The sequence below is a fragment of the Micromonospora sp. NPDC093244 genome, from assembly GCF_040683695.1.
Classification (GTDB): domain Bacteria; phylum Actinomycetota; class Actinomycetes; order Mycobacteriales; family Micromonosporaceae; genus Micromonospora.
The window spans coordinates 483,335-507,445 of record NZ_JBFBEO010000001.1 but is presented as its reverse complement, the minus strand read 5'-3'; the positions used below and the strand labels follow the sequence as shown (position 1 = coordinate 507,445).

The following is a 24,111-nucleotide window of genomic DNA, read 5'->3' as shown; positions in this document are numbered from 1 at the left end:
TCAGCCTCCCGCGCCCTGGCTGGTCACCGACGGCTCGCCGGTCGCCGGCTTCGGCACGCCGAGCGGCAGCTTGCCGTCCGGCAGCCGCACGTACCCCGGCTCCCCGGCGTCCACCAGCCCCAGTCGACGCGCCTCGGCGGTCAGGTTCCCCGGCGCCTCGGCCTCGGCGATCTGCTTGTCGAGCTGCTGCTTCTCCAGGTCCAGTCGGGCCTGCTGCTGCTGCAGCTTCTCCAACCGGAACGCGTTCTCATTGATCTTGGTGTTGACCGCCAGGATGCCCAGCACCCCACCGACCACCAGGACCACGATCAGGGCCGCGAACGGCGCCCGCGGCACCGACACCGGCGCCGGCGGCGCCACCCGCAGCCGGGGCGGACGGGCGGTCGCCGCGACGCCGGTCTTCTCGACCGGACGCAGCGCGGCGCTGCCCTGGGTCGGGAACTCGCGCGCCCCCCGGGCGCGAGCCTCCCCCTGCCGATTCACTCGATCGATGCGTGGCGTACCGTTCCCCACGCGCGGAGCCCGCTCCGCCGCGGTCCGGCCCCCCGACCGCGGTGCGCGCTGCCCGCCGCCGGTGACGTCCCGGCGGTCGCGCTTGTCAATGTTCATGTCCCTCCCCCTCAACATCCGTCCCTCTACGGTCACGGCGCCCCTGACCCCCCACGGATCAGGCGGACCCCGTGCCCGGTTGGTGCATTCCCTTCACCCTTCGGCGAGACCGTTCGCGGTCGGTCCGCCCCTGTTCTGTCGCGTTCGGGTCGAGTCGTTCCGCGGCCCGCAGCCGCACCGAGGCGGCGCGCGGGTTCGCGGCGACCTCCTCCTCCCCGGGCAGTTCGGCGCCCCGGCTCAGCAGCCGGAACGTCGGACCGGACCCGGGCAGCTCAACCGGGAGGTCGACAGGGCCCTTACTGCGGACCCGGTCCGCGAGCGCCGCCTTGGTGAGCCGGTCCTCCAGCGAGTGGTAGGACAGGACCACCATGCGACCGCCCACGGTCAGTGCGTCGAGCGCGGACGGCAACGCTGTCTCCAGCGCTGCCAGCTCTCTGTTTACCTCGATCCGTAAAGCCTGAAACGTTCTCTTTGCCGGGTGTCCACCCGTTCGTCGGGCTGGCGCCGGGATCGAGTCCCTGACCAGCTCCGCCAGCCGCGCGGAGGAGGTGATCCGGGAGCGTTCCCGCTCCCGGATGATCGCCGAGGCGATCCGGCCGGCGAACTTCTCCTCGCCGTACACCCGCAGCACCCGGGCCAGGTCCGGGTGGGCGTACGTGTTGACCACCTCCTCGGCGGTCACCCCCCGCGTCTGGTCCATCCGCATGTCGAGTGGCGCGTCCTGCGCGTAGGCGAACCCGCGGTCGGGCGCGTCCAGTTGCAGCGACGACACCCCCAGGTCGAACAGGATCCCGTCGATGCCCGGATAGCCCAGCCGCTCCAGCACCTCGGGCAGCTCGTCGTAGACGGCGTGCTCCAGGTGGATGCGGTCGGCGAACCGGGCCAGCCGGACCCGCGCGTGCGCCAGCGCCTCGGTGTCCCGGTCGAGCCCGATGAGGACCGTCTCCGGGTGCGCCTGGAGCACCGCCTCCGCGTGCCCGGCCAGGCCGAGCGTGGCGTCGACGTGCACCGTCCGGCCGCCTCGACCCAGCGCGGGGGCCAGCAGCTCGAGACACCGCTCGAGCAGCACCGGCACGTGCGTGCCGCGCAACTCCCCCATGTCGACCCCCACTGGTTGAAACGTCCGTTCTTCTCGCGTGCCTGCCGTGGAGACGGCGCTGCCGTCGTACCGCCAGATCCCCATCCGCTCCCGCCGGCCACCGGGTTCGGACCCGATGACTGGATCGTGCGCCTGGCACCGGGGAAGGGATGCCAGGAACTCGAAAGCGGCTGGAGATCTCGCAGTACGTCGGGCGCCGTTCCGCCCTACAGACCGCCGGGCAGCACCCCCTCCTCGATGTCGGCGAAGTCGTCTTCGCTCTCGGCGAGGTAGGTCTCCCAGGCGACCTTGTCCCAGATCTCCACCCGCGTGCTCGCGCCGATCACGACGAGGTCGCGGTCCAGCGCGGCATACTCCCGCAGGTGGGCCGGGATCGTCACCCGACCCTGCTTGTCCGGCACCTCGTCGTGCGCGCTGGCGAAGAAGACCCGGCTGTAGGCCCGGGCCGCCTTGTGCGTCATCGGCTGCGCGCGCAACTGCTCCGCGATCCGCTGGAACTCGGGTGTCGGGAAGACGTAGAGACAGCGATCCTGCCCTTTGGTGACCACGACACCCCCCGCCAGCTCATCCCGGAACTTGGCCGGAAGGATCAACCGGCCCTTTTCGTCCAGGCGCGGAGTGTGGGTGCCGAGGAACATCGGCCCTACCCCCTCGCCCCTGAGCGGCGTTCGCGGCGCCGCTGACCCCCCGGGCCGGTGAGCCCTCCCGGCCTCACCATTGGCCCCCACCTTACTCCACTTCCCTCCACCCGCAACCAGATTTGGCCGCGTGGCGCGTCTGATCAGAGAACAAAACCGCACGTCACGCGGGGTGGAGCGGAGTGGAGGGCCACAGTGCCCCTCCGGCGTGGTCCGCTTTCCGACATAGATCGACTCCGTCCGGCGGACGTCGACCCGGCCGCCCACGCGGATGCCACTGCCGAACGGTTCACCGTCGGCGGCGATCTGGCGAGGCGGGCGGTCCGGTAACCTCGCTCGCGTGACGGACGCGAAAATGCCCCTACGGGCCAAGGTGGCCAGCTCCGTGTCACGGACCGCCGCGGCGCTCTCCCGGGCCGCCGGCCGTGGCGACGGATCGGTGATCGGCGGGTGGATCGGGCTGAAGATCGACCCGGACCTGCTGGCCCACCTGTCGGCCGGACGCGCCATCGCGCTCGTCTCCGGCACCAACGGCAAGACGACCACCACCCGGTTGACCGCCGCCGCGGTCGGCGTGCTCGGCCGGGTCGCCACCAACTCGTTCGGTGCCAACATGCCCAGCGGGCACACGTCGGCGCTGGCCAAGGCCGGCAGCACCCCGTACGCGGTGTTGGAGGTCGACGAGCACTACCTGGCGCAGGTGCTGGAGGCGACCGAACCGCACGTCGTCGCCCTGCTGAACCTCTCCCGCGACCAACTGGACCGGGCCAAGGAGGTCGCCATGATGGCGCAGCTCTGGCGCGCGGCGCTGGTCCGGCACACCGACGTGCGGGTGGTGGCGAACGCCGACGACCCGATGGTCGTGTGGGCCGCCACCCCTCCGGCGGACCCGGCCCGGGGCATCAACCCGCCCCACGTGACCTGGTTCAGCGCCGGCCAGCGCTGGCACGACGACTCCTGGGTCTGCCCCGAGTGCGGCTCGACCATCCAGCGCTCCGGCGGCCAGTGGTGGTGCACCGGCTGCCCGCTGCGCCGACCGGAGCCGCAGTGGGTCGTCGAGGACGAGGGGGTGCTCGACCCCACCGGCGCCTGGCACAAGGTCTCCCTGCAACTGCCCGGCAAGGTCAACCTCGGTAACGCGGCGACCGCGCTGGCCGTGGCCGCCGAGTTCGGCGTACGCCCGGTCGACGCGGTGTCCCGCCTCGGCATCGTCACCTCGGTGGCGGGCCGCTACGCGCAGGTGGACAAGGACGGGCGCAACATCCGGCTGCTGCTTGCCAAGAACCCGGCCAGTTGGCTGGAGGCGTTCGACATGGCCGACGAGGCGCCGACCCTGCTCTCCATCAACGCGCGCGACCCCGACGGACTGGACACCTCCTGGCTGTTCGACGTCGACTTCGCGCCACTGCGCGGCCGGCAGGTGCTGATCACCGGCGACCGGGCGTACGACCTGGCGGTCCGGCTGGACGTCAACGACGTGCCGTTCCAGCACGTCCGCACCTTCGACGACGCGATCCGGTCGGTCCCGCCCGGGCGGCTGGAGGTCATCGCGAACTACACCGCGTTCCAGGACATCCGAGCGGAGTTGGACCGTGTCAACTGAGAGCCTGCGTATCGTCTGGATCTACCCTGACCTGCTGTCCACCTACGGCGACCGGGGCAACGCGCTGATCCTGGCCCGGCGGGCGCGCCAGCGTGGCATGCCGGTGGAGGTGCTGGAGGTCCGCTCCGACGAGCGGCTGCCGGCGACCGCCGACATCTACCTGGTCGGCGGCGGTGAGGACGGGCCGCAGGCGCTCGGCGCGCAGCGGCTCATCGCCGACGGTGGTCTGCACCGGGCGGTGGCCCAGGGTTCGGTGGTGTTCGGTGTCTGCGCCGGCTACCAGCTGCTCGGCATGTCCTTCTTCGCCAAGGGCGTGCAGTGCCGTGGCCTGGAGCTGCTCGACCTCCAGTCCGACAGGGGTCCGAGCCGGGCCGTGGGCGAGCTGGCCGGCGAGATCGACCCCCGACTGGGTCTGCCCGCGTTGACCGGCTTCGAGAACCACGGCGGCCGTACCCACCTCGGCCCGGAGGTCTCTCCGCTGGCCCGGGTCACCGCCGGGGTGGGCAACGACGGCGCCACCGAGGGCGCCTGGCGCGGCAAGTTGCTGGGCACCTACTCGCACGGTCCCGCGCTGGCCCGCAACCCGGCCCTGGCCGACCTGCTGCTGCGCTGGGCCACCGGGGCGCACCAGCTTCCGCCGCTTGACGACACCTGGTCCGACCGGCTCCGCAACGAGCGTCGCGCCGCGGTGGCCGCCGCCCGGGCATGATCCGCGCCGTCCGGCGGCTGCTGCGGCAGCCGTCGGCCGCCCGGTTCTCTCTGCTCGTCCTGCTCATCGGCGCCTGCGGGCTGCTGCTGCTCCTGGTGCCCCGACCGGATCCGGAGCAGCTTCCGGCGCTGGCCGACCGGTTGGGCGACCTCGCCCCGGTGGCCGCGATCCTCGGCGGTGCGCTGCTGCTTGTCGCGCTGGTCCCCCGGACGTTCATCACGCTCGCCGCCGGCGCGATCTTCGGCCCCCTGGAGGGCGCCGCGTACGCCCTGGGCGCCGCGCTGGTGGCGGCGGCGATCGGGTTCACCGTCGGCCGGCTGCTCGGCCGGGAGTTCGTCGCCGAGCGGGTCCGTGGCCGGTTGGCCCGCCTCGACAGGTGGTTCGCGCGGCAGAGCGTGTTCGGCGTGGTGACCGTCCGGCTGCTGCCGATCGCCGGCTTCGGGCTTGTCAGTTACGGCTACGGCACGACAGGCGCGCGGGTCATGCCGTTCCTGGCCGGAAGCGTCATCGCCTCGGCGCCGACCGCCTTCGGGTACGCCGCCATCGGCGCGGCCGTCAGCTCCCCCGGCCACGTCAACTGGTACGCCGCCGCCCCCGCCAGCCTCGGCCTGATCGCCAGCCTGGTGCTGGCGTTCCAGTGGTGGCGGGCCGAACGGCAGCGCCGCTCGACGATGCCGGTGTGACCGGGTCGACCGGCTCCGCCGAGGAGCCGCTGACCGGCGGATTCGTGGCCGACGTGGTCCGGGTCGGCGACACGGTGCGCCGTACCCCGCCGGCCGACCTGGAGTTCGTCTCCGCGCTGCTGCGCCACCTGGCCGCGAGGGGCGCGGACCTCGCGCCCCGCCACCTCGGTGTCGACGAGCGGGGCCGGCAGATGCTCGGCTACGTCGCCGGCCGGGTGCCGTGGCGGGACCGGGAGGATCCGGCTTTCTTCGCCGATCCGGCGCTGGTGCGGCTGGCCGAGCTGATCCGCCTGTTGCACGACGCGTGCGCGGGAACCGACCTGGCCGGTGCCGCCGAGACGGTGTGCCACCGCGACCTCTCCCCGAAGAACACTGTGTACCGGGAATTCCCGAGCGGGCCGCTCCCGGTGGCCTTCCTGGACTGGGACCTGGCCGGGCCGGGCCGGCGGATCGAGGATGTGGCGTTCGCCGGTTGGCACTGGGCTCCGCTGGGCGAGGGCGCCGACCCCGCCGAGCTGGGCCGGCGGTGTCGGGTGCTCTGCGACGCCTACGAGACGGGTTCGCCGGGACTGGACCGCAGTGAGCTGGTGGACGTGATGCTCCACCAGATCGAGGGCACCTGGCGGGGCATCGAGGCCGGCGCCGACCGGGGTGAGCCGGCTCTGCGCCGGCTCCGCGACGCGGGCGTGCCCGACGGGGTACGCCGCTGGCAGGAGTGGTTGCACGGCCACCGTCCGGTCGTGACGGCGGCGCTGACCGGCTGACCCGCGCCCCGCCGCGACCGTACGGACGCGGCGGGGCGGGTGGGGGTTATACGACGACGGAGACCAGGCGGCCCGGCACCACGATGACCTTGCGGGGTTCCTTACCGGCCATCGTGGCGGCGACCGCGTCCAGGGCCGCCGCGCGGACGGTCTCCTCCGGCGCGTCGGCGGGCACCTCGACGCGACCCCGGACCTTCCCGTTGACCTGCACCGGGTAGGTCACCGTGTCGGCCACCAGCAGCGCCGGGTCGGCGGTCGGGAAGTCCGCGTACGTCAGCGAGGTGTCGTGACCCATCCGGCGCCACAGCTCCTCGGCGATGTGCGGGGCGAACGGCGCCACCATCAGCACCAGCGGCTCGGCCACCTCGCGGGGCGTCGCCGACAGCCCGGTCAGCCCGTTGGTCAGCTGGATCAGCTTGGCGATCGCCGTGTTGAACCGGATGGCGTCCATGTCGACACGGACCCCGTCGATGACCTTGTGCAGCAGCCGGCGGGTCGCCTCGTCGGCCGGGTCGTCGGTGACCCGCAGCGCACCTGTCTGCTCGTCCACCACCGCACGCCAGACCCGCTGCAGGAACCGGTACGACCCGACCACCGCCCGGGTCTCCCAGGGGCGGGACACCTCCAGCGGGCCCATCGACATCTCGTACACCCGGAAGGTGTCGGCACCGTACGCGGCGCACATGTCGTCGGGCGTCACCACGTTCTTCAGTGACTTGCCCATCTTGCCGTACTCGCGGTTGACCACCAGGTCGCCCAGGTAGTAGGCGCCGTCACGCTCGACGACCTCCTCGGCCTGCACGTAGCTGCCCCGCGAGTCGGTGTACGCGTACGCCTGGATCATGCCCTGGTTGAACAGCTTGCGGAACGGCTCGAACGACGACACGTGCCCCAGGTCGTACAGCACCTTGTGCCAGAACCGCGCGTACAGCAGGTGCAGCACGGCGTGCTCGGCGCCACCGACGTACAGGTCGGTGCCCCCGCAGTCGCCCTCGCCGCGCGGACCCATCCAGTACCGCTCGTTCTCCTCGTCCACGAATCGCGAGCTGTTCGTCGGATCCAGGTAGCGCAGCTCGTACCAGCAGGAGCCGGCCCACTGCGGCATCACGTTGGTCTCGCGGGTGTAGCGCTTCGGCCCGTCGCCCAGGTCCAGTTCCACCTCGACCCAGTCGCGCCGCCGCGACAGCGGGGTCTCCGGGTTGGAGCCCGCGTCGTCCGGGTCGAACGTCTTCGGGGAGAAGTCGTCCACCTCGGGCAGCTCGACCGGCAGCATCTCCTCCGGCAGGGCGATTGCCGCGCCCGTCTCGTCGTAGACGATCGGGAACGGCTCACCCCAGTAGCGCTGCCGGGAGAACAGCCAGTCCCGCAGCCGGTAGGTCACCGCGCCGGCGCCGTGCCCGTTCGCCTCCAGCCACGCGATGATCGCCGCCTTGGCGTCGGCGACCCCCAGGCCGTTCAGGTCCAGGCCGCGCTCGGGCGCGGCGCTGTTGATGGCCGGGCCGTCACCTGTGTACGCCTTGCCGTCGAAGCCCTCCGCCGGCTGCACGGTCCGCACGATGGGCAGCTCGAAGACCTCGGCGAACGCCCAGTCCCGCTCGTCCTGCGCCGGCACCGCCATGATCGCGCCGGTGCCGTAGCCGGCCAGCACGTAGTCGGCGATGAAGATCGGGACCTGCCCGCCGGTGACCGGGTTGGTGGCGTACGCCCCGATGAAGACGCCTGTCTTCTCCTTGGTGTCGGACTGCCGCTCGACGTCGGTCTTGGCCGCCGCCGCCTTGCGGTACGCCTCGACGGCCCCCCGGGGGCTGGCGTGCCCACCGGTCCAGGCATCCCTGGTCCCCTGCGGCCAGGCCGCCGGCACCAGGGCGTCGACCAGCTCGTGCTCGGGCGCCAGCACCATGTAGGTGGCGCCGAAGATGGTGTCCGGACGGGTCGTGAACACCCGCACCGGCTCCTGGGCGGTCGGAAAGTCGATGTGCGCACCTGTCGAGCGACCGATCCAGTTGCGCTGCATGTGCTTGATCGGCTCCGGCCAGTCCAGGCTGTCCAGGTCGTCCAGCAGCCGGTCGCCGTACGCGGTGATCCGCATCATCCACTGCTTCAGGTTGCGCTTGAAGACCGGGAAGTTGCCCCGCTCGGAGCGGCCGTCGGCGGTGACCTCCTCGTTGGCCAGCACCGTGCCCAGGCCGGGGCACCAGTTGACCGGGGCGTGCGACACGTACGCCAGGCGGTGGTCGTCGACGACCTGGCGGCGCTCGGCGACGCTCAGCTCGGCCCAGGACCGACCGTCGGGGGTGGACCGGTTGCCGCCCTCGAACTCGGCGATCAGCTCGGCGATCGGGCGGGCGCGCCGGGCGTCGCTGTCGTACCAGGAGTTGAAGATCTGCAGGAAGATCCACTGGGTCCAGCGGTAGAAGTCGGTGTCGATTGTCGCCACCGAGCGCCGCTCGTCGTGGGCCAGCCCCAGCCGGCGCAGCTGCGCCTTGTACCGCTCGATGTTCGCCACCGTGGTGGTACGCGGGTGGGTGCCGGTCTGCACCGCGTACTGCTCGGCGGGCAGGCCGAACGCGTCGAAGCCCATCGCGTGCAGCACGTTGCGCCCGGCCATCCGCTGGTAGCGGGCGTACGAGTCGGTGCCGATGTAGCCCAGTGGGTGACCCACGTGCAGGCCGGCGCCCGACGGGTAGGGGAACATGTCCAGCACGTACAGCTTCTCCGCGCCGGCGCGGGGGTGGTTCGGGTCGGCCAGCGGGCCGGTCGGGTTCGGTGCGTGGAAGGTGCCCTCGCGTGCCCAGATGTCCTGCCAACGATTCTCGATCTCGTCGGCCAGGGCCGCGGTGTACCGGTACGGGGGAATGTCGCCCGCCGGTGCGGCTGCCTCACTCATCGTCTCTCCTCGCTTCGCTTCGCTTCGTCTCGGCGTCGCCGGGCCGGACCGGCGACGGGCACAAAAAAGCCCCTCGCGCAGGAGGGGCCGCCGTGCTGTCGCGCGTTCAGCGCATCAGCACGGCCCGGTAAGAAGCAGGAAGACTCCGGCCATGCCCCGCAGTGTACCTCGCCGGGAGTTTTCCCGATCGACGCCGTACCCCGTCCCCCGACCTGGCGAAAAACGGTGCGTAACCGACGGACCACCTGCGGGGGTCGGCGATAACGACAAACATGGTTAGCCTGAGAGGCCAGTGAGAATCCTGCGGCAAACGAGGCTCGACGTCGCGAACCCAACGGCGGGTCCAGGTGCTCTATTCAGAGCTGCCGTGACGGCGACGAGGAGGAGGCCCGTGACACAACAGACCTGGGACGAGGTGGGCGGCCTGTTGCCGCACGACGAGTTCCGCGCCGCCAGCGAGGCCATCGTGGCCAACATCGAGCAGGTCATCGAGGGAAAGACCGCCACCGTGCGGCTCGCCCTGGCCGTCCTGCTCGCCGAGGGTCACCTCCTGATCGAAGACGTCCCCGGCGTCGGAAAGACCAAGCTGGCCAAGGCCCTGGCGCGGTCCATCGACTGCACCGTGCGCCGGATCCAGTTCACCCCCGACCTGCTGCCCAGCGACGTCACAGGCGTCAGCGTCTACAACCAGGAGACGCACGACTTCGAGTTCCGCCCGGGCGCCGTCTTCGCCAACCTGGTCGTCGGCGACGAGATCAACAGGGCCTCGCCGAAGACCCAGTCGGCGTTGCTGGAGTGCATGGAGGAACGCCAGGTCACCGTCGACGGCGTCACCTACCAGCTCCAGACCCCGTTCATGGTCATCGCCACCCAGAACCCGATCGAGATGGAGGGGACGTACCCGCTGCCCGAGGCGCAGCGCGACCGGTTCACCGCCCGGATCGCCATGGGCTACCCCGACTCGGGGGCCGAGCTGGCCATGCTCGACGGGCACGGCGCCACGGACCCGCTGCACGAGCTGCGTCCGGTGTCCGACGCGGACATCGTCCGGCAGCTCATCGCCACAGTGCGTCAGGTGCACGTCGCCGACGCCGTCAAGCAGTACGCCATCGACCTGGTCACCGCCACCCGCGAGGCCCCGGACCTGCGCCTGGGCGCCTCCCCCCGGGCCACCCTGCAACTGCTGCGCACCGCCCGGGCCGTCGCCGCCCTGGAGGGGCGCGACTACGTCCTGCCGGACGACCTGCAGGCCCTCGCCGTGCCCGTGCTGGCACACCGGATCATCCCCACCGCCGACGCGCAGCTCGCCCGACGTACCACCGACGCGATCGTCTCCGAGCTGGTGCACCGGCTGCCGCTGCCGCACGACAGGCAGCGCAACCCGTACGACACCCGGCCCGCCACCGGCAACGGTCGCGCCCCCTACGAGCCGCGGAGGCCGTGACGTGCGTGCCGGGCTACGCGGTCTGACCACCCGCGGGCGCTCCTTCCTCGCCGCCGCCGTCGCGGCGGCACTCTCGGCCGGCATCCTCGGCGAGAAGGACCTGCTGCGGGTGGCCGTGCTGCTGGCCATCCTTCCGCTACTGGCCGCCGCCTACGTCGGGCGCAGCCGCTACAAATTGGCCTGCAACCGCTCGCTTGACCCGCACCGGGTTCCGGTCGGGGCCAACTCCCGGGTGGTGCTGCGCCTGCAGAACCTGTCCCGCCTGCCCACCGGCACCCTGCTCCTGGAGGACCGGCTGCCCTACGCGCTGGGCAGCCGACCCCGCGTGGTGCTGGAACGCCTCGGCGCACACCAGGCCAGCTCCGTGGCGTACACGGTGCGGGCCGATGTGCGGGGCCGCTACGACGTGGGCCCGCTGGTGGTCCGGATGACCGACCCGTTCGGTCTCTGCGAACTCAGCCGGGCGTTCCCCAGCACCGACCACCTGACCGTCATCCCGCAGGTCACGCCCCTGCCGTCGGTCCGGCTCCCCGGGGAGTACGCGGGCAGCGGCGACAGCCGGGCCCGGTCGGTGGCGGTGCACGGCGAGGACGACGCGGCGACCCGGGAGTACCGGCGTGGCGACGACCTGCGTCGGGTGCACTGGAAGTCCACGGCGCGTACCGGCGAGCTGATGGTGCGCCGCGAGGAGCAGCCGTGGGAGAGCCGGGCGACTGTCGTCCTGGACACCCGCGCGTACGGCCACCGGGGTGACGGGCCGACGGCAAGTTTCGAGTGGGCCGTGTCCGCCGCCGCGAGCATCGCGGTGCACCTGCGCCAGGCCGGCTACAAGCTGCGCCTGGTCACCGGCTCGGGGGTGGACGTGGATGCCTCGGAGGCCGGCGGCGACGGGGCGCTGCTCGACCACCTGGCCGAGGTGCGACTGGACCAGCGCGCCGACGTGACCGAGTTGGTGCAGCGGGTCCGGCAGCGCGCGGACGGCGGTCTGATCATCGGGCTGTTCGGCGCGGTGAGCGTGGCCGAGGCCGAGTTGCTTGCCGGGTTGCGGGGCAACGGCGCCACCTGCGTCGGTTTCCTGTTGGACAGCTCGACCTGGCTCAGCCTGCCGGAGAAGGCCCGGGCCGAGGCGGAGCGCACGCACGGCGCCGCCGCTCTCGCCCTGTTGCAGAGCGGCTGGCGGGTGGTCGGCGTCGACCACGGCAGCCGACTGCCGGCGTTGTGGCCGCAGGCGGGCCGGGGCTCTCAGGGCTTCGCCCTGCGCGCCGCGCTCGCCGAGACGGTCGCCGGCGGCGTGCGATGAACGGAAGGTTCCCCTCGTGATCGCCAGTCGGAACACAGGCGCGGTGGCGGCCGCCGCCACGCTGCTCGCCGCCGCGCCGCTGTCGGCCATCTTCCAGAGCTGGACGTGGCTGATCCAGTCGGCGATCGCGGTGGCCGTGGTCGCCGGGGTGGCCGCGCTGACCCGGCTCGTCCGGGCACCGCTGTGGGGTCAGGTGCTGGGCATGCTCGCCGCCCTGCTGCTCGCCCTGACGTGGCTGTTCCCCAGCGGCTCGGAACTGCTCGCGTTCCTGCCCTCGACGGGCACCATCAGCCACTTCGCCGACCTGCTCAACGGCTCCATGCAGGACATGCGCTCGTACGGCGTCGAGGTCCCCGACACCGACCCGCTGCTGTTCATCACGGTGCTCGGCGTCGGCGGCGTGGCCGTGCTTGTCGACGTCCTGGCGGTGGGCCTGCGCCGGCCCGCGCTGGCCGGGCTGCCGATGCTCGCCATCTACTCGGTGCCGGTCGCCGTCTATGTGGACAGCGTCCCCGCGACGCCGTTCGTGGTGGGCGCCGCCGGTTACCTCTGGCTGCTGGTGACCGACAACGTCGACCGGGTACGCCGGTTCGGCCGCCGGTTCACAGGTGACGGCCGCGACGTCGACGTGTGGGAGGCGTCCCCGTTGGCGTCGGCCGGCCGCCGGCTCGCGGTGGTCGGTGTGGCGCTGGCCGTCGCGGTGCCGCTGGCCGTGCCGGGCATGACCGGCGGGCTACTGGACACGCTCACCGAGGGAACGGGCAACGGCACCGGCAACGGCCGTTCGGGCTCCGGTGGCACGTCGGGGCGGATCGACCTGTTCGCCGCGCTGGCCGGCCAGCTCAACCAGTCCGAGGTGGCCGACCTGGTCAAGGTGACCACCTCCGAGCCCAACCCGTTCTACCTGCGCTACGCGGTCGCCGACGAGCTGCGTCCGAACGGGTTCCAGGCGCGCACCCCCAGCGGCCGGGCGGTCAACCGGGACCTGCCGGATCCGACCGAGCGGGCCGGTCGAGGGGTGCAGCAGACCCCGTACCGGGCGACTGTCGAGGTGACCAAGAGCCTGAGCATGTCCCTGATGCCCGTGTACGCCGAGCCGACCCGCACCGACGACCTGAGCGGCAACTGGCTGTACGACCCCAACCAGCAGGTTGTCTTCTCCAACCGGGAGAGTTCCCGGGGGCGCAAGTACTCGTTCGACTACATCCGTTCGACGTACACCCCCGCCGTACTGCGGGCCGCGCAGCCGCTGCCGGCCGACCACCCGGTACGCCGGCAGCTGACCGCCACCCCCGGCGCGGTGCCCGAGGTGGAGGAACTGGTCAAGGGGCTGGTCCAGGGCAAGCGCACCGACTACGACCGGGTGTTGGCGATCTACCAGCACTTCTCCGCGGACAACGGGTTCAGCTACCGGCTCAGCACCCAGAGCGGCAGCAGCGGCCAGGACATCGTCAACTTCCTGACCAACAAGGTCGGCTACTGCCAGCAGTACGCGGCGGCGATGGCCTGGCTGGTCCGTACGGCCGGCATCCCGGCCCGGGTGGCGTTCGGCTTCACCAACGGCAGCAGGCGCGACGGCGACACGTACACGCTTACCAACCTCAACCTGCACGCCTGGACCGAGGTCTACTTCGACGGCATCGGTTGGGTGCCGTTCGACGCCACCCCGTCGTACGGGGTTCCCGGCTCCACCCGGTCGTCGTGGGCTCCGGACACGGACGCGCCGGAACCGACCACCCCGGGCGCCGGCACGGCGGACACTCCGCAGGGCCCGGACGCGACGGCCGGTCCGGCCGACCGGGACAACGCCGACACCGACACCGACACCGGCCTGTCCCTGGGCGGGCAGACCCCGACCGAGGAACCTCCGGTGTGGCCGTGGTGGGCGGCGGGTCTGCTGGCGCTGTTGGCGCTACTCGCGGTGCCCGCGCTGCGCCGGCTGGCGCTGCGGCGTCGGCGCGGCGGCCGGGCGGCGGCCGCCACTGTGGCATCGCCCGCCGCCGGGGACGGCGACGGCGCCGCAGCGCCGGAGGCACGGGTGGTGGTCGTGGCGGACGCCCACCAGGCCCGTGCGGACGCGCACGCCGCCTGGGCGGAACTGCTCGACACGTTGGTGGACTTCAAGGTCCGGGTGGACCAGACCGAGACTCCCCGGGCCACCGCGGACCGGCTGGTCCGGGAAACCCTCGCCGACGACGTCGACGCGGTCGGCGCGGCGCGGTTGCTGGGCCGGGCCGAGGAGCGGGCCCGGTACGCCAGGGATCCGCTGACCGGCGAACGTCTGCTGCCGGCGCTGCGCACGGTCCGGAGTGCGCTCGCCACCCGGGCGGACCGCAGGACCAGGGTGCTCGCCGCTCTGCTGCCGCCGTCGGTGCTGCTGCGCTGGCGGACGGCCCTTGCGGACAACTCCAGCCGGATGGTGGCGCTGACCGGCCGCGCCAGGTACCGCCTGCTGCGCTGGAGTCCGCGTCGCCTGCTGGCCGACCGAACGGCCCGCTGAGCACCGACTGTCCGGGGGCGGTGGCGACCTGCCGCCGCCCCCGCACCGTCACCGCCCCCCGATGGCGACGCCGTGCCGTGGCCATCGGCCATGGCTGGGCGTGAGGTTGGCGCGGGGCCGGGTGTGCGATGCCTGTGGCGGCGGAGGAGGACGCGCGGATACGGCAGGGGTCGCCGGGACTGCCCGGCGACCCGCTCGTCGCGGTGTACGGCCCGCCTCAGCGGCGGGACGGGCTCAGCGGTGCCCCTCCGGGCGCTGCCGCCACCTGTCCTCCATGCGGTCCAGGAGTGACGGCCGGCGACCGGATCGGCCACCGCCGCGGGGACGACGACGACTCGTCGTGCCGCCCACCACGTGCAGGTCGGGTGACTGCGCCCGACGGTGCGACTGCACCGCGAACGCGGCCGAGGCCAGCATGACGACGAAGCCCGCCACCGCCAGCGGTGGAGTCTTGATCACCGCGCCATAGACCAGTAGAGCCAAACCAGCGATGATCACGCCGGCAGCGACGAGCAGGCGACGCCGCGCATGGAAGCGCGGATCGCTGGCGCGCACGGCCGAGGCGAATTTGGGGTCCTCGGCAAGCGACCGCTCGATCTGCTCGAACAGCCGCTGCTCGTGCTCCGAGAGCGGCACGGCACTCCTCCCCGGTCACGTTGGTCGGGCCCACTCGGGCCGACAGACCGTGGCAGCCAACCGGCTGCTTACCCGCAAGTCTACGAGGGGGGTCGCGCGTCGGAAAGCGGGACGACCTACGGGTGGGGTGGATTTTCGTTTCGACGGGGATCACGGTCGCCCATCAGACTGGCCGGACCTATGACGGACCGCCCGAATCGGGCAGCAGCGGCGTCCGCGGCAGCTTCCGCCTCGCGCCAACCGCGCTCGGGCGCGCCGAGGGTGAGCTGCCGGGGTGCGCCCTGCGCGGGAGCGAGGCCCTCCACCCGGACGCCGACGAGGCGGATCCGCTCGCCCGGGTCCAGCGTGGTGTAGAGCGCCCACACCGTGTCGAACATCTCTCGGGCGGTGTCGGTGGCGACGCCGAGGGTGCGGGAGCGGTTGACGGTGCGGAAGTCGGCAAGCCTGACCTTGAGGGTGACGGTGCGCCCCACCTGCCCGGAGCCCCGCAGTCGTACGCCGACCTTCGCGCTGAGCGCGAGCAGGGCGCGACGGATCTCCAGCGGGTCGGCCACGTCGGCGTCGAAGGTCACCTCGGCGCCGATGGACTTGTCGACGTGCTCGGGGCTGACCCGGCGCGGATCCCGGCCCCAGGCCAGCTCGTGCAGGTGGGCCGCCGACGCCGCGCCGACCGCCCGGCGGAGCATCCCGGGCGGGGCCTCGGCCAGGTCGCCGACGGTGGCCAGGCCGAGCCGGCGCAGCGTCTCGGCGGCCCGCTCCCCCACCCCCCAGAGCGCGTCGACAGGCAGCGGGTGCAGGAAGTCGAGGACCTGCCCCGGCGGCACGACGAGCAGGCCGTCCGGCTTGGCGCGGGTGGAGCCGAGCTTGGCCACGAACTTGCTCGGCGCCACCCCGACCGAGCAGGTCAGCCCCTGCTCGTCGGCGACCCGGCGGCGGATCAGCCGGGCGATGGTGGCGGGGGAACCGAACAGTCGGCGGGCGCCTGTGACGTCGAGGAACGCCTCGTCGAGGGAGAGCGGCTCGACCAGCGGGGTGACGTCCCGGAAGATCTGCATGACCGCCCGCGAGGCGGCCGTGTAGGCGGTGAAGTCAGGTGCCAGGTAGACGGCGTGCGGGCAGCGCGCCCGGGCCTGGCTGGTCGGCATCGCGCTGCGTACGCCGTAGCGGCGGGCCTCGTAGCTGGCCGAGCTGACCACGCCCCGCGGCCCGATGCCGCCGACGATCACGGGTCGGCCGCGCAGCTCGGGTCGGCGGCGCACCTCGACGGCGGCGAAGAAGGCGTCCATGTCGACGTGCAGGATCGGGCTGGCGGAGTCGTCGGCGTCCGGCCCGAAGCGTGGATCCCCGCCCCGGGGCAACGACTGACTGCGGCCCATCCCGGCAGGTTAACCCGGGGGTACGACAACACCGGCGACCAACCGGCCGGGCCGTACGCTCCACAGCCCCCTACGACCACCAGCGGCACAGTCGGCTCGGCCGTGCGCACGGTGGCCCGGGGACCGTCAGCGGCGCGGGGGAACTACCGGGCGGTCTCAGGCCGGTCGGCGGGCGAACAGGTGCAACTGGGCGGCCAGGTCCCGGTACGGGGGCTGGGCCGCGAGCACGCGTTCCAACTCGACCAGGGCGGCGGACTGCCCGTCGGCGACGGCTGCCGGCAGCAGGTCGGCCAGCACGCGTACCCCGTGGATCTCCTCGACCACGAGCCCGGCGGCGGCGAGCAGCGCGGCGGCGCCTGGGGCGTCGTAGCGACGGCGCAACGTGTCGCGAGGTCCGGCGGTGCCGGCCGGGTCGGCGGCCAGTGCGGTCGCGACGTCCAGGTGGCCGTTCATCGCCCGGCCCAGCACGGCGGCTGCCCGGCCGGCCACCAGCACACTTGCCGCGCCGCCGGGACGCAGCGCGGTGGCCAGCGCGGTCACCACCGGCGTCGGGTCGTCGACGACCTCCAGCACGGCGTGGCAGAGCACCAGGTCGACGCCGGCCGGCTCGACCAGGCCGGCGAGGGCGTCGCCGTCGCCCTGCACGGCGGCGATGCGGTCGGCGACCCCGGCCTCGGCGGCCCGGCGGGTGAGCGCGGCCAACGCGTCGGGGCTGGCGTCGACCACCGTGACGCGGTGCCCGGCGCTGGCCAGAGGGACGGCGAACCCGCCGGTGCCGCCGCCCACGTCCAGCACGGTGAGCTCGGTGTCGCCACGCCGGTCCAGCTCGGCGCGGAGCACCGACCAGATCACTGCGGTACGGGCGGTCAGCGGCGGCCCGGCGAACCGGCCTCGGGTCTGCTCCACCCGGTCGAGCCTAGTCACCCGGTCCAGTCAGCCCTTGCGGCCGGTGGTGGCGATGCCCTCGACGAAGTGCCGCTGGGCCAGGAAGAACAGAATGATCATCGGGATGGTCGCCAGCACGCTGCCGGCCAGGACGACCTCCCACTGCTGCTCCCCGCCGTAACCGAACCTGTCGAGCACCACCTTGAGCCCGCGCGGCAACGTGTAGAGCTGCTCGTTGCGCAGATAGATCAACGGCTTGAGCAGGTCGGTCCAACTGGCCTTGAACTCGAAGACGAAGGCGACGAGCAGCGCCGGCCGGATCAGCGGGAAGGCCAGCTTCCAGAACAGCTGCGGGTAGCTCGCCCCGTCCATCCGGGCTGCCTCGAAGTACTCCCGCGGCAGCGAGAGCAGGAACTGCCGCAGCAGGAAGATGTAGAACGCCGAACCGAACAGGTTGCCCGCCCAGAGTGGCACCTGGGTGTCGGTCAGGCCCAGCTCCGACCAGATCAGGTAGGTGGGGATCATGGTGACCGCGAACGGCAGCATCATGGTGGCCAGCACGAGCCCGAAGAGCAGGTTGCGGCCGGGGAAGCGGAAGTAGGCGAAGCCGAACGCCACCCAGGCGCTGGAGAGGGTCACCGCCGCTGCGGCGGCCACACCGACGACCACGCTGTTGCCGAACCAGGTCAGCAGCGGCACGGCCCGCCACGCCTCGGCGTAGTTCTCCGGGGCGAACGGGGTGGGCAGGAAGCCGGGCGCGAAGACGTACTCGCGGGGGCGCAGCGAGGCGCTGACCAGCCAGACGAACGGCAGCATGAAGATCACGGCGGCACCGACCAGCGCCGTCACGAACAGCGCCCGATGCCAGAGCGGCCGGCGTGCCTCCTCGGCGGGAGGGCGGCGCGCCGCCGCTCCGGCGCCCGGCTCGATGCCGGGCACCGGAGCGGCGGCGCTCCGTTCGACGGCGGTGGTCACGACTGTTCCCCGGCCGCTGGGTCCTCCTCGGCCCGGGACCGCCGGGCGTTGGCCACCGGACCGTCAGTGATCTCGTACTCGCGCGGCTCAAGGTGCTGCCCGGGCACCCAGCCCGAGGTCAGGCGGGTCCGTCGCGCGTTGGCCACCCCGTTGTGGCCGGTCATCGAAGTCACTGGTCTTCTCCCTCGTAGTACACGAACCGGTTGCTGAGTTTCACCTGCACCAGGGTGATCACCAAAATGATCGCGAAGAGCAGCCAGGCCATCGCCGAGGCGAAGCCCATGTGCAGGAACTGGAACGCCTCCTGGAACAGGTGGATGACGTAGAAGCTTGCCGCGTCGCTGTTGAATGTGTTCTGCGTCTCGCGGTTGCCGAAGTACATCGTGTAGACCTCGGTGAACATCTGCAGCGACGCGATCGTGTTGACGATCAGCGTGAAGAACAGCGCCCCGGAGATCATCGGCAGGGTGACCGCGCGGAACCGGGCCCAGGCGCCGGCACCGTCGATCGCTGCGGCCTCGTACAGGTCACGGGGCACGTTCTGCAACGCCGCCAGGTAGATGATGACCGTGGAGCCGAGGCTCCACAGGCTCATCAGGATGATGCCGGGCATCACCCAGTTCGGGTCCGTGGTCCAGCTCGGACCGTCGATCCCGACCAGGCCCAGCGCGCGGTTGATCAGGCCGTCCTGGGTGTTGAGCAGCAACAGGAACAGGATGCCGACGGCCACCGCCGGGGTCATCACCGGTAGGTAGAAGACGGTCCGGAAGAAGCCCTGCAAACGACCGACCCGCTTGAGCAGCAGCGCCAGGCCCAGCGAGATGATCATCACCAGCGGGACGTGCAGCGCCGTGTAGTAGACCGTGTTGCCCAGGCTGCGGGCCACCGACGGGTCGCTCATCAACTGCCGGTAGTTGTCCAACCCGGTGTACTCCGGTGGGTTGATCACGTCGTACTCGGTGAAGCTCAACCAGAGGCTGGCCACCATCGGCCCGGCGTAGAAGATCAGAAACCCGACGATCCACGGCGCCAGGAAGAGGTACGCCCAGCGGGCCTCCCGCCGGGCCAGCGGCGTACGGCGCCGCCGGCCCGGGGCGGAAGCGGTGACGGTGGCCATCGTGGCTACTTCGCGGCCTTGTCGAGCGCCGCGGTGGCCTCCTGCTGGGCGCGCCGCAGGGCCTGCGCCGGCTGCTCCTGGCCCGCGAGCACCCGGTTGACCGCGTCGTAGTACGCCTTGTCGAACTCGGCGCCCGCAGGTGAGGCGGGCAGCGCGAACGCGGCGTCCTGCACCGAGCGGATGGTGGTCACGGCGTCGTCGAAGCGCTTGTTGCCGGTCGGCTGGTACAGCTCGTCGAAGATCTTCTTGTCGGCCTCGGCGTTGGCCGTGTAGAGGCCGGTGAACGGCTGGCCGGCGGCCTTACGGGCGTCCACCCGGGCCTTCGCGGCGGCCATCCAGGTGTCGGTGGCGGTCATCTGCTTGACGAACGCGCACGCCGCGTCCGGGTTCTTCGCGCCCTTGGTGATCACCCAGGCCTGGCCACCGGACTGGGTCAGCGGCTTGCCCTGCCGGTCGGTGAACGGCTTGACCACCAGCTCGACGTCCGGGCTGTTCTTGGCGGCCTGGTTGAGGAACCACTCCTCCATCGGCCAGGCCACGATCTGCTTCTTGGAGAGCGGGTTCTGAGCGCCGAAGAAGTCGAAGGTGTCCCGGAAGGACTTGAACTTGCCCCAGCCGCCCTGCTGCTGGATGAGGTTGACTCCGGTGGTCAGCGCCTCGACCACCCTGGGGTCGTCCAGGTGGGCGGTACGACCGTCGGCGGAGAGCATGTCGGCGCCGTTGGCCTTGGCCCACATCGGCAGGAACTCGGGGATCTTCGGGTCGATGCCGATGCGCGACAGCCGGCCGCCGGAGACCGTGGTCAGCTTGGCGTTGAGGCCGGGCAGCGCGGCCCAGTCGGCCAGGTTCACCTGGTCGACGGTCATCCCCGCCTGCTTGAGCAGCCCCTCGTTGAGGTAGACCACCCGCACCGTGGAGAACTCCGGAATGCCGTAGACGGTGTCGTCGAGGGTGACCTGGGCGCGGGCGGCCGGCCGGTACTGGTCCAGGTTGATGTCCTGCTTCTTGACGCAGTCGGTGAGCGGCTGGATCGAGCCGCGCTTGGCGTACGTGCCGATCAGTTTGCGGTCCATGTAGACCAGGTCCGGTGGGTTGCCGGAAGCGACAGCGGAGAGGAACTGCTGCTCGTCGAAGGCACCCTCGGTGACCTTCAGCTCGACGTCGGGGTGGTCCCGCTTGAACGCGTCGATCCGCGTGGTGGCGATCTCGTCGGAGAAGCCGAATCCCATGGTGCTGAGCGCGCCCTTGGTGGCGGTGCCGCCCCCCGCGTCGTCGCTGCCGCCGACTCCCCCGCACCCGCTGAGCGCCAGAGTGAACACGCCGACGAACGCGGTCGCTCGCAGTATCCGTGCCATGTGGACCCTCCCGAATTCGCGCGCGCCGCTGCCCGCGTGACCTGCACTTCTCCTCTTCTCCTGGGCCCCAAACATGAAACGTCGGTAACGGTGAAGTCACCGGAAGTCACGGGAGGCGGGACTGACCGGCGGCTCGATGGCGTCCAGCCGGTCGGCCACCAGGTTGGTCACCCCCTCGTGGCGCTGCAACCGCCCCCGCACCACGAGCGCGGCGCTGGTCCGGGCCACCCGCCGGTAGCGCTGCCACAGCCCCGGCGAACAGGTGACATTGAGCATCCCGGTCTCGTCCTCCAGGTTGAGGAATGTCACCCCGCCCGCGGTCGCCGGGCGCTGCCGGTGGGTGACGATGCCGCCGACCCGGATCCGCTGCCCCGGCTCCACCCGGCCCAGCCTGGCGATCGGCACCGCGCCGAGCACGTCGAGCTGCCCCCTGATGAACCGGGCCGGATGGCTCTCCGGCGACAACCCGGTGGCCCACACGTCGGCCACCAGCCGGTCCACCGCCTCCATCCCGGGCAGCATCGGCGCCGCCGCGCCGCTCACCGTGCCGGGGAGTCGACCCGGCCGGTCCTGGGCCGCCGCACCGGCGGCCCACAGCGCCTCCCGCCGGGTCAGCCCGAAACAGGCGAAGGCGTCCGCGGTGGCCAGCGCCTCCAGCTGCGCGGCGGTGAGACCGACCCGCCGGGCCAGATCCGGCATGTCACGGTACGGCCCGCCGGCCGCCCGCTCGGCCTCGATGCGCTCGGCCACCTCGGAGCCGAGGGTACGCACGCTGGACAGCCCCAACCGGACCGCCGGGCCGCCCAGCCCCCAGGCGTGCGGCGGCTCCCCCGGCCCGCTGCCCCACCGGGTGTCCGGGGTGGACTCCAGCACCGCCTTCGCGCCGCTGGCGTTGATGTCCGGACGGCGGACCTCCACCCCGTGCCGGCGGGCGTCGTCGACGAGGGTCTGCGGGGAGTAGAAGCCCATCGGCTGGGCGTTGAGCAGAGCCGCCAGGAACGGCGCCGGGTGGTAGCGCTTGAGCCAGGAGCTGGCGTACACCAGGTAGGCGAAGCTCATCGCGTGGCTCTCCGGGAAGCCGTAGCTGGCGAACGCGGTGAGCTTGCGGTAGACGTCGTCGGCCAGCTCGCCGGTGATGCCCCGCTCGGCCATCCCGGCGTAGAGCCGGTCGGCGATGCGGGCCATCCGCTCGACCGAACGCTTCGCGCCCATCGCCCGGCGCAGCTGGTCGGCCTCGGCCGCGTCGAAGCCGGCCAGGTCGATGGCGAGCTGCATCAACTGCTCCTGGAACAACGGAACGCCCAGGGTCTTCTCCAACGCGTTGCGCATCAGCGGGTGCGCGAAGGTCACCGGCTCCTGGCCGTTCTTGCGCCTGATGAACGGGTGCACCGAGCCGCCCTGGATCGGACCGGGCCGGATCAGCGCCACCTCGACCACCAGGTCGTAGAACTCGCGGGGCTTGAGCCGGGGCAGGGTGGCCATCTGGGCGCGGCTCTCCACCTGGAACACCCCTACCGAGTCGGCCCGGCAGAGCATGTCGTAGACCTCCGGGTCGTCCAGGGTCATGTCGCCCAGGTCCAGTCTGGAGCCGATCATGTCGTAGCCGTAGTGCAGCGCCGACAGCATCCCGAGGCCGAGCAGGTCGAACTTGACCAGGCCGACCGCCGCGCAGTCGTCCTTGTCCCACTGCAGGACGCTGCGCCCCGGCATCCGCCCCCACTCCACCGGGCACACCTCGATCACCGGCCGGTCGCAGATCACCATGCCGCCGGAGTGGATGCCCAGGTGCCGGGGGAACGTCTGCAACTCGTTGGCGTACTCCACCACCTGCTCGGGGATGTCCTCGACGTCGACTGTGGCGACCGAGCCCCACCTGTCGATCTGCTTGCTCCAGGCATCCTGCTGCCCCGGTGAGAAGCCGAACGCCTTGGCCACGTCCCGTACCGCCGAGCGGGGCCGGTAGGAGATCACGTTGGCGACCTGGGCGGCGTGCTCCCGGCCGTAGCGGGTGTAGACGTGCTGGATCACCTCCTCCCGCCGGTCGGACTCGATGTCCACGTCGATGTCCGGAGGGCCGTCCCGCTCCGGGGCGAGGAAGCGCTCGAAGAGCAGCCGGTGCCGGACGGCGTCCACGTTGGTGATCCGCAGCGCGTAGCAGACCGCCGAGTTGGCCGCCGAACCCCGGCCCTGGCAGTAGATGTCCTGCTCGCGGCAGAACGAGACGATGTCGTAGACCACCAGGAAGTAGCCGGGGAAGCCCAACTCCTCGATCATGTTCAGTTCGTGGTCGAGCTGCGCGTACGCCGTCGGGTGCGCCTGCGGAGGCCCGTAACGCTCCCGCGCCCCGTCGGCGGTCAGCTTGCGCAGCCAGCTCATCTCGGTGTGCCCCGGCGGCACCGGGTACGCCGGCAGTTGCGGTGCGACGAGCTGGAGGTCGAAGGCCAGCTCCGCGCCGAACTCGGCGGCCCGCGCCACCGCGCCGGGGTACGCGGCGAACCGGGCCGCCATCTCCGCTCCGCTGCGCAGGTGGGCGGTGGCCGCTGCGGGCAGCCAGCCGTCGATCTCGTCCAGGCTGCGCCGGGCCCGGACGGCGGCGACAGTGGCGGCCAGCCGACGCCGGCCAGGGCTGGCGTAGTGCACGTTGTTGCTGGCCACCGTCGGCAGCCCGGCCGCCGCCGCCAGGTCGGCGAGCGCGTCGTTGCGGTCGGCGTCGACGGGATGCCCGTGGTCGGTCAGCTCCACCGCCACCATCTCCGCGCCGAAGAGCGCGGTCAGCCGGTCCAACTCGCGGGCCGCCGCATCCACCCCCTCGGTGAGCAACGCCCCCGGCACGTGCCCCTTGCGGCAGCCGGTCAGCACCAGCACGTGATCACGCAGCTCGGCGGCGACCTCCTCCAGGTCCCCGTACACCGGGCGGCCCTTCTCCCCGCCGCGCAGCTGGGCGCGGGCGATGGTGGTGGCCAGCCGGGCGTACCCCTCGTGGCCGTGCGCGAGCACCAGCAGGTGCGCGCCGTGCGGGTCGGGTTCGCCGTTCTGCGGGCCGGGCAACCCGAGGGACAGCTCCGCGCCGAAGATGGTCGGCAGGCCCAGCGTGCGGGCCGCCTCGGCGAACCGGACCACCCCGTAGAAGCCGTCATGGTCGGTGACGGCGAGGGCGGTGAGCCCCAGCCGGGCGGCCTCCTCGGCCAGCTCCTCGGGGTGGCTGGCGCCGTCGAGGAAGCTGAAGTTGGTGTGCGCGTGCAGCTCCGCGTACGGCACCACGCCGTCGGGGCGGGCCAGCTCCGGCGGCTGGTACTGCTCGCGCCTGCGACTCCAGGCCGGGGAGTCGCCCCCGTCGGCGTCCACGGCGAGCGGGTCCACCACGTGCAGGTGGCGCTCCTCGCGCGGCCGCCCGCCGCCCGACCGGCCGGAGCCGCTGCCCCGCCCGGAAAGCACCTGCTCCAGCTCGGACCAGGGCATCTTCGGGTTGTGAAAGCTCATCGGGCCGCCCGCACGGGTGCCCGGACCTCGACGGCCGGATCCGCCGGTGAG

19 protein-coding genes are annotated in these 24,111 nt (G+C 72.2%); 7 read left to right on the top strand and 12 right to left on the bottom strand.

Going from position 1 to position 24,111, the window contains the following annotated elements; genetic code table 11:
• From AB0N27_RS02345 to mraZ, 3 genes are all read right to left on the bottom strand, one after another.
• Positions 1-609: a hypothetical protein gene (locus AB0N27_RS02345; RefSeq protein WP_139587165.1), complete on the bottom strand. Its 609-nt coding sequence runs from the start codon at positions 607-609 to the stop codon at positions 1-3.
• Positions 610-667: 58 nt separating this feature from the next.
• Positions 668-1,708 (bottom strand): 16S rRNA (cytosine(1402)-N(4))-methyltransferase RsmH, encoded by a 1,041-nt coding sequence (rsmH, locus tag AB0N27_RS02340; RefSeq protein WP_364365968.1) that lies wholly within the window; start codon positions 1,706-1,708, stop codon positions 668-670.
• 206 nt (positions 1,709-1,914) lie between these two features.
• Positions 1,915-2,346 carry a division/cell wall cluster transcriptional repressor MraZ gene (mraZ, locus tag AB0N27_RS02335; RefSeq protein ID WP_355049459.1) on the bottom strand — a complete coding sequence of 144 codons (432 nt, stop codon included), beginning with the start codon at positions 2,344-2,346 and terminating at the stop codon, positions 1,915-1,917.
• A 355-nt stretch (positions 2,347-2,701) separates the two neighbouring features.
• On the opposite strand from mraZ, the gene AB0N27_RS02330 reads away from it, so the two are divergent.
• Genes AB0N27_RS02330 through AB0N27_RS02315 form a run of 4 tightly spaced genes read left to right on the top strand, consistent with a single transcriptional unit; the run spans position 2,702 to position 6,105 of the window.
• A complete protein-coding gene (locus tag AB0N27_RS02330; protein WP_364365965.1) occupies positions 2,702-3,949 on the top strand; it encodes a MurT ligase domain-containing protein in 1,248 nt (415 codons plus the stop codon).
• Positions 3,939-4,658 carry a glutamine amidotransferase gene (locus AB0N27_RS02325; RefSeq protein ID WP_139587167.1) on the top strand — a complete coding sequence of 240 codons (720 nt, stop codon included), beginning with the start codon at positions 3,939-3,941 and terminating at the stop codon, positions 4,656-4,658. The genes AB0N27_RS02330 and AB0N27_RS02325 overlap by 11 nt, the downstream gene beginning before the upstream one ends.
• A complete protein-coding gene (locus AB0N27_RS02320) occupies positions 4,655-5,341 on the top strand; it encodes a VTT domain-containing protein (RefSeq protein ID WP_364362593.1) in 687 nt (228 codons plus the stop codon). The genes AB0N27_RS02325 and AB0N27_RS02320 overlap by 4 nt, the downstream gene beginning before the upstream one ends.
• Entirely contained in the window at positions 5,338-6,105 is a 768-nt protein-coding gene (locus tag AB0N27_RS02315) for a phosphotransferase (RefSeq protein ID WP_364362592.1), read from the top strand. Before AB0N27_RS02320 ends, AB0N27_RS02315 begins: the two co-directional genes overlap by 4 nt.
• Before the next feature lie 46 nt (positions 6,106-6,151).
• Here the strand turns inward: AB0N27_RS02315 and leuS are convergent, their stop codons facing one another.
• On the bottom strand, positions 6,152-8,992 hold the full coding sequence (leuS, locus tag AB0N27_RS02310) for a leucine--tRNA ligase (RefSeq protein ID WP_364362591.1): 2,841 nt from the start codon (positions 8,990-8,992) through the stop codon (positions 6,152-6,154).
• Positions 8,993-9,383: 391 nt separating this feature from the next.
• Here leuS and AB0N27_RS02305 point away from each other — a divergent pair, with 391 nt between their 5' ends.
• Genes AB0N27_RS02305 through AB0N27_RS02295 form a run of 3 tightly spaced genes read left to right on the top strand, consistent with a single transcriptional unit; the run spans position 9,384 to position 14,236 of the window.
• The gene (locus tag AB0N27_RS02305; protein WP_357993461.1) at positions 9,384-10,436 is read left to right on the top strand and encodes a MoxR family ATPase; all 1,053 of its coding nucleotides are present in this window, start codon (positions 9,384-9,386) and stop codon (positions 10,434-10,436) included.
• Between the two features lies 1 nt (position 10,437).
• Entirely contained in the window at positions 10,438-11,736 is a 1,299-nt protein-coding gene (locus AB0N27_RS02300) for a DUF58 domain-containing protein (RefSeq protein ID WP_364362590.1), read from the top strand.
• Between the two features lie 16 nt (positions 11,737-11,752).
• Positions 11,753-14,236, top strand: a complete 2,484-nt coding sequence (locus tag AB0N27_RS02295) for a DUF3488 and transglutaminase-like domain-containing protein (RefSeq protein WP_364362589.1) — start codon at positions 11,753-11,755, stop codon at positions 14,234-14,236.
• Between the two features lie 234 nt (positions 14,237-14,470).
• Here AB0N27_RS02295 and AB0N27_RS02290 read toward each other — a convergent pair whose 3' ends face one another.
• From AB0N27_RS02290 to AB0N27_RS02255, 8 genes are all read right to left on the bottom strand, one after another.
• The gene (locus AB0N27_RS02290; protein ID WP_139587174.1) at positions 14,471-14,872 is read right to left on the bottom strand and encodes a DUF3040 domain-containing protein; all 402 of its coding nucleotides are present in this window, start codon (positions 14,870-14,872) and stop codon (positions 14,471-14,473) included.
• A gap of 116 nt (positions 14,873-14,988) precedes the next feature.
• A complete protein-coding gene (locus AB0N27_RS02285; protein WP_364362588.1) occupies positions 14,989-16,248 on the bottom strand; it encodes a DNA polymerase IV in 1,260 nt (419 codons plus the stop codon).
• 156 nt (positions 16,249-16,404) lie between these two features.
• Complete coding sequence (locus AB0N27_RS02280) at positions 16,405-17,172, bottom strand: methyltransferase domain-containing protein (protein WP_364362587.1); 768 nt, start codon at positions 17,170-17,172, stop codon at positions 16,405-16,407.
• A 9-nt stretch (positions 17,173-17,181) separates the two neighbouring features.
• Entirely contained in the window at positions 17,182-18,108 is a 927-nt protein-coding gene (locus tag AB0N27_RS02275) for a carbohydrate ABC transporter permease (protein ID WP_364362586.1), read from the bottom strand.
• The gene (locus AB0N27_RS02270) at positions 18,105-18,281 is read right to left on the bottom strand and encodes a hypothetical protein (RefSeq protein ID WP_364366190.1); all 177 of its coding nucleotides are present in this window, start codon (positions 18,279-18,281) and stop codon (positions 18,105-18,107) included. The genes AB0N27_RS02275 and AB0N27_RS02270 overlap by 4 nt, the downstream gene beginning before the upstream one ends.
• The gene (locus AB0N27_RS02265; protein WP_364362585.1) at positions 18,278-19,225 is read right to left on the bottom strand and encodes a sugar ABC transporter permease; all 948 of its coding nucleotides are present in this window, start codon (positions 19,223-19,225) and stop codon (positions 18,278-18,280) included. Before AB0N27_RS02265 ends, AB0N27_RS02270 begins: the two co-directional genes overlap by 4 nt.
• Positions 19,226-19,230: 5 nt before the next feature.
• Positions 19,231-20,580, bottom strand: a complete 1,350-nt coding sequence (locus AB0N27_RS02260; RefSeq protein WP_364362584.1) for an extracellular solute-binding protein — start codon at positions 20,578-20,580, stop codon at positions 19,231-19,233.
• Positions 20,581-20,676: 96 nt separating this feature from the next.
• The gene (locus AB0N27_RS02255) at positions 20,677-24,060 is read right to left on the bottom strand and encodes an error-prone DNA polymerase (protein WP_364362583.1); all 3,384 of its coding nucleotides are present in this window, start codon (positions 24,058-24,060) and stop codon (positions 20,677-20,679) included.
• Positions 24,061-24,111: the final 51 nt, after the last annotated feature.

What these genes read in the sequence shown, in the direction of transcription:
- AB0N27_RS02345 (WP_139587165.1), bottom strand. Translation starts at nt 609, where the DNA reads ATGAACATTGACAAGCGCGACCGCCGGGACGTCACCGGCGGCGGGCAG.
- rsmH (WP_364365968.1), bottom strand. Translation starts at nt 1,708, where the DNA reads ATGGGGGAGTTGCGCGGCACGCACGTGCCGGTGCTGCTCGAGCGGTGT.
- mraZ (WP_355049459.1), bottom strand. Translation starts at nt 2,346, where the DNA reads ATGTTCCTCGGCACCCACACTCCGCGCCTGGACGAAAAGGGCCGGTTG.
- AB0N27_RS02330 (WP_364365965.1), top strand. Translation starts at nt 2,702, where the DNA reads ATGCCCCTACGGGCCAAGGTGGCCAGCTCCGTGTCACGGACCGCCGCG.
- AB0N27_RS02320 (WP_364362593.1), top strand. Translation starts at nt 4,655, where the DNA reads ATGATCCGCGCCGTCCGGCGGCTGCTGCGGCAGCCGTCGGCCGCCCGG.
- leuS (WP_364362591.1), bottom strand. Translation starts at nt 8,992, where the DNA reads ATGAGTGAGGCAGCCGCACCGGCGGGCGACATTCCCCCGTACCGGTAC.
- AB0N27_RS02285 (WP_364362588.1), bottom strand. Translation starts at nt 16,248, where the DNA reads ATGGGCCGCAGTCAGTCGTTGCCCCGGGGCGGGGATCCACGCTTCGGG.
- AB0N27_RS02265 (WP_364362585.1), bottom strand. Translation starts at nt 19,225, where the DNA reads ATGGCCACCGTCACCGCTTCCGCCCCGGGCCGGCGGCGCCGTACGCCG.
- AB0N27_RS02260 (WP_364362584.1), bottom strand. Translation starts at nt 20,580, where the DNA reads ATGGCACGGATACTGCGAGCGACCGCGTTCGTCGGCGTGTTCACTCTG.
- AB0N27_RS02255 (WP_364362583.1), bottom strand. Translation starts at nt 24,060, where the DNA reads ATGAGCTTTCACAACCCGAAGATGCCCTGGTCCGAGCTGGAGCAGGTG.